Below are 5642 nucleotides of genomic sequence, written 5' to 3' on the forward strand. Positions count from 1 at the left end.
TGGTTCAGAGGGTTTTTTAATAAAAGCCTGACGATGACCTACTTTCACACTGGTTGCAGCACTATCATCGGCGCAAAGTCGTTTCACGGTCCTGTTCGGGATGGGAAGGGGTGGTACCAACTCGCTATGGTCATCAGGCATAACTTGTAACCGTTGTTCGTTCTCCAGGTGGAGCAACGCGCAACGCAATCTAGAAGAAGTAGTTTTTTATACCGTCGTCACCGAGGTGGGTGACGACGGTTGGGTATGAATGTCCAAACGGTGATTTGATTCACCTTGGCAAACAAATAAGCTCATCATATAACCTGCTAAGGTTATAGGGACAAGCCTCACGGGCAATTAGTACTGGTTAGCTTAACGTATTACTACGCTTCCACACCCAGCCTATCAACGTCCTGGTCTCGAACGACCCTTTAGGGGAATCTAGTTCCCGGGAAATATCATCTCAAGGCAAGTTTCCCGCTTAGATGCTTTCAGCGGTTATCTCTTCCGAACTTAGCTACCCGGCAATGCCACTGGCGTGACAACCGGTACACCAGAGGTTCGTCCACTCCGGTCCTCTCGTACTAGGAGCAGCCCCCTTCAAATTTCCAACGCCCACGGCAGATAGGGACCAAACTGTCTCACGACGTTTTAAACCCAGCTCACGTACCACTTTAAATGGCGAACAGCCATACCCTTGGGACCGGCTACAGCCCCAGGATGTGATGAGCCGACATCGAGGTGCCAAACTCCCCCGTCGATATGAACTCTTGGGAGGAATCAGCCTGTTATCCCCAGAGTACCTTTTATCCGTTGAGCGATGGCCCTTCCATACAGAACCACCGGATCACTATGTCCTACTTTCGTACCTGCTCGACTTGTCAGTCTCGCAGTTAAGCACGCTTATGCCATTGCACTATTAGCACGATGTCCGACCGTACCTAGCGTACCTTCGAACTCCTCCGTTACACTTTGGGAGGAGACCGCCCCAGTCAAACTGCCTACCATGCACTGTCCCCGATCCGGATAACGGACCAAGGTTAGAACCTCAAACAAACCAGGGTGGTATTTCAAGGTTGGCTCCACGAGAACTAGCGTCCCCGCTTCAAAGCCTCCCACCTATCCTACACAGATTGGTTCAAAGTCCAATGCAAAGCTACAGTAAAGGTTCATGGGGTCTTTCCGTCTAGCCGCGGGTAGATTGCATCATCACAAACATTTCAACTTCGCTGAGTCTCGGGAGGAGACAGTGTGGCCATCGTTACGCCATTCGTGCAGGTCGGAACTTACCCGACAAGGAATTTCGCTACCTTAGGACCGTTATAGTTACGGCCGCCGTTTACTGGGACTTCAATCAAGAGCTTGCACCCCATCATTTAATCTTCCAGCACCGGGCAGGCGTCACACCCTATACGTCCACTTTCGTGTTTGCAGAGTGCTGTGTTTTTATTAAACAGTCGCAGCCACCTTTTTATTGCAGCCCTTTCGTCCTTCTGGCGCAGGCCAGTCAAACTACCGGGGCGTACCTTATCCCGAAGTTACGGTACAAATTTGCCGAGTTCCTTCTCCCGAGTTCTCTCAAGCGCCTTAGAATACTCATCTCGCCCACCTGTGTCGGTTTGCGGTACGGTCTCGTTAGACTGAAGCTTAGAGGCTTTTCTTGGAACCACTTCCGATTGCTTCGCAAACAAGTTTGCTCGTCCCATACCCTTGAATTACGCTGCCGGATTTGCCTAACAGCCTTCTCTGATATAGGAACCGGGACTTCCAACACCCGGACAACCTTCCGCGATCCGTCCCCCCATCGCATCTAACGACGGTGCAGGAATATTAACCTGCTTCCCATCAGCTACGCATCTCTGCCTCGCCTTAGGGGCCGACTCACCCTGCTCCGATGAACGTTGAACAGGAAACCTTGGGCTTACGGCGTGGAGGCTTTTCACCCCCATTATCGCTACTCATGTCAGCATTCGCACTTCTGATACCTCCAGCATCCTTTACAAGACACCTTCGCAGGCTTACAGAACGCTCTCCTACCATATCCTTACGGATATCCGCAGCTTCGGTGACTGGCTTAGCCCCGTTACATCTTCCGCGCAGGACGACTCGATCAGTGAGCTATTACGCTTTCTTTAAAGGATGGCTGCTTCTAAGCCAACCTCCTGACTGTTTTAGCCTTCCCACTTCGTTTGCCACTTAGCCAATCTTTGGGACCTTAGCTGGCGGTCTGGGTTGTTTCCCTCTTGACGTCGGACGTTAGCACCCGGCGTCTGTCTCCCAAGCTCGCACTCATCGGTATTCGGAGTTTGCAATGGTTTGGTAAGTCTCGATGACCCCCTAGCCATAACAGTGCTCTACCCCCGATGGTGATACTTGAGGCACTACCTAAATAGTTTTCGGAGAGAACCAGCTATTTCCAAGTTTGTTTAGCCTTTCACCCCTACCCACAGCTCATCCCCTAATTTTTCAACATTAGTGGGTTCGGACCTCCAGTGCGTGTTACCGCACCTTCATCCTGGCCATGAGTAGATCACTTGGTTTCGGGTCTACACCCAGCGACTGAACGCCCTATTCGGACTCGATTTCTCTACGCCTTCCCTATACGGTTAAGCTTGCCACTGAATGTAAGTCGCTGACCCATTATACAAAAGGTACGCAGTCACGGAACAAGTCCGCTCCTACTGTTTGTATGCACACGGTTTCAGGATCTATTTCACTCCCCTTCCGGGGTTCTTTTCGCCTTTCCCTCACGGTACTGGTTCACTATCGGTCGATATCGAGTATTTAGCCTTGGAGGATGGTCCCCCCATGTTCAGACAGGATTACACGTGTCCCGCCCTACTTGTTGCAAGCCTAGTCCCACAATGATCATTTCGTATAAGGGGCTATCACCCTCTATGGCCGACGTTTCCAAGTCGTTCTACTATGTCCACTGCTAACACTTGCGGCTGTTCCCATTTCGCTCGCCACTACTTTGGGAATCTCGGTTGATTTCTTTTCCTGCAGCTACTTAGATGTTTCAGTTCGCCGCGTTCGCTTTGCAAACCTATGTATTCAGGATGCAATGACCACTAGGGCCGGGTTTCCCCATTCGGAAATCTGCGGATCAAAGCTTGTTTGCTAGCTCCCCGCAGCTTATCGCAAGCTACTACGTCCTTCATCGCCTGATATCGCCAAGGCATCCACCATGTGCACTTATTCACTTGTCCCTATAACGTTAGCCTCTGGATGCGTTCACACCCAAAAAGCGGTTACAGAGGTATTTCTATGAGTTTAGCGTTTGCCGTATCCAAAGTGTTTTCGCATTACACATCAGCTTTCACCGATATGCTCTTTTGAGAACTCTTTACATACTTTTTGATTTGATACAATCATACCCATCAACAAACAATGTCTTGTCTGCTGACGAATCTTTACTACTTCTTCTAAATTGTTAAAGAACAGTTATTGCTTTTGATCTCAAAAAGACCAAACCTAAATCCCAGCGCGCTACTGCGCCGACTTAGGTTTGACATTTCTCACCAAGGAAACTTGGTGGAGGTTGACGGGATCGAACCGACGACCCCCTGCTTGCAAAGCAGGTGCTCTCCCAGCTGAGCTAAACCCCCAGAAATAGTCAGTCAAAAGTGCACACCTACTTTTGACTGCGCCAATCAGACTAAAGATCGCTGGCAGAGCCAGTCAATCTTTAGAACAAGATCAACATAAAATCTCGGATACTTGGTGGGTCTGGTTGGGCTCGAACCAACGACCCCCGCGTTATCAACACGGTGCTCTAACCAACTGAGCTACAGACCCGCTTGGATCAGTACGAGCCTACCATCAACTACTGCGTATCGCTACGCACCAGCCTTTGACCGATACCTGTTCTTCTTAACTAACAGACGATAAGTGTGGACGCTTAACTTTCATGCAAACTCTAGAAAGGAGGTGATCCAGCCGCACCTTCCGATACGGCTACCTTGTTACGACTTCACCCCAGTCACGAATCCTACCGTGGTAAGCGCCCCCCTTGCGGTTAGGCTACCTACTTCTGGTAAAACCCGCTCCCATGGTGTGACGGGCGGTGTGTACAAGACCCGGGAACGTATTCACCGCGACATGCTGATCCGCGATTACTAGCGATTCCAACTTCATGTAGTCGAGTTGCAGACTACAATCCGGACTACGATACACTTTCTGGGATTAGCTCCCCCTCACGGGTTGGCGGCCCTCTGTATGTACCATTGTATGACGTGTGAAGCCCTACCCATAAGGGCCATGAGGACTTGACGTCATCCCCACCTTCCTCCGGTTTGTCACCGGCAGTCTCATTAGAGTGCCCTTTCGTAGCAACTAATGACAAGGGTTGCGCTCGTTGCGGGACTTAACCCAACATCTCACGACACGAGCTGACGACAGCCATGCAGCACCTGTGTGACAGTTCTCTTTCGAGCACTCCCAAATCTCTTCAGGATCCTGTCCATGTCAAGGGTAGGTAAGGTTTTTCGCGTTGCATCGAATTAATCCACATCATCCACCGCTTGTGCGGGTCCCCGTCAATTCCTTTGAGTTTTAATCTTGCGACCGTACTCCCCAGGCGGTCTACTTCACGCGTTAGCTGCGTTACCAAGTCAATTAAGACCCGACAACTAGTAGACATCGTTTAGGGCGTGGACTACCAGGGTATCTAATCCTGTTTGCTCCCCACGCTTTCGTGCATGAGCGTCAGTGTTATCCCAGGGGGCTGCCTTCGCCATCGGTATTCCTCCACATCTCTACGCATTTCACTGCTACACGTGGAATTCTACCCCCCTCTGACACACTCTAGCCATGCAGTCACAAATGCCATTCCCAGGTTAAGCCCGGGGATTTCACACCTGTCTTACATAACCGCCTGCGCACGCTTTACGCCCAGTAATTCCGATTAACGCTTGCACCCTACGTATTACCGCGGCTGCTGGCACGTAGTTAGCCGGTGCTTATTCTTCAGGTACCGTCATTAGGACACCGTATTAGGACATCCCGTTTCTTCCCTGACAAAAGAGCTTTACAACCCGAAGGCCTTCTTCACTCACGCGGCATTGCTGGATCAGGGTTGCCCCCATTGTCCAAAATTCCCCACTGCTGCCTCCCGTAGGAGTCTGGGCCGTGTCTCAGTCCCAGTGTGGCTGGTCGTCCTCTCAGACCAGCTACTGATCGATGCCTTGGTGAGCCTTTACCTCACCAACTAGCTAATCAGATATCGGCCGCTCTATGAGCACGAGGCCCTTACAGGTCCCCCGCTTTCATCCGTAGATCGTATGCGGTATTAGCTAGTCTTTCGACTAGTTATCCCCCACTCAAAGGTACGTTCCGATATATTACTCACCCGTTCGCCACTCGCCACCAGGGTTGCCCCCGTGCTGCCGTTCGACTTGCATGTGTAAGGCATGCCGCCAGCGTTCAATCTGAGCCAGGATCAAACTCTTCAGTTCAATCTCTGTTTTGTGGCATTGCTGCCTAGCATCTCTGCTATCGCTCACTCAAAATACTGACAGGCCACTTCTTTGCAGAAGCGCCTATTTTCTTCTTCTGTGAACATTTAATGTTTTAAGTTATACGCCATCCATTTACATGAACAGCGCTGCACTTCCATCAAACGCCCACACTTATCGACTGTTAATTGTTAAAGAACCTTC

At 50.6% G+C, this 5642-nt stretch carries 2 tRNA genes and 3 rRNA genes; all 5 read right to left on the reverse strand.

Features of this window, described 5'->3' with window-relative positions:
* Positions 1–25: 25 nt before the first annotated feature.
* Positions 26–138 (reverse strand): 5S ribosomal RNA (gene rrf / locus BLV81_RS23245).
* Between the two features lie 180 nt (positions 139–318).
* A 23S ribosomal RNA gene (locus BLV81_RS23250) occupies positions 319–3191 on the reverse strand.
* Between the two features lie 323 nt (positions 3192–3514).
* Positions 3515–3590: transfer RNA gene (locus BLV81_RS23255), tRNA-Ala, on the reverse strand.
* A gap of 113 nt (positions 3591–3703) precedes the next feature.
* Positions 3704–3780, reverse strand: a tRNA-Ile gene (locus BLV81_RS23260).
* A 125-nt stretch (positions 3781–3905) separates the two neighbouring features.
* Positions 3906–5438, reverse strand: a 16S ribosomal RNA gene (locus tag BLV81_RS23265).
* Together the 16S, 23S and 5S rRNA genes with 2 tRNA genes alongside form the textbook arrangement of a ribosomal RNA operon.
* Between the last annotated feature and the right edge of the window lie 204 nt (positions 5439–5642).

The organism is Collimonas sp. OK242 (genome assembly GCF_900107095.1).
Classification (GTDB): domain Bacteria; phylum Pseudomonadota; class Gammaproteobacteria; order Burkholderiales; family Burkholderiaceae_D; genus Collimonas.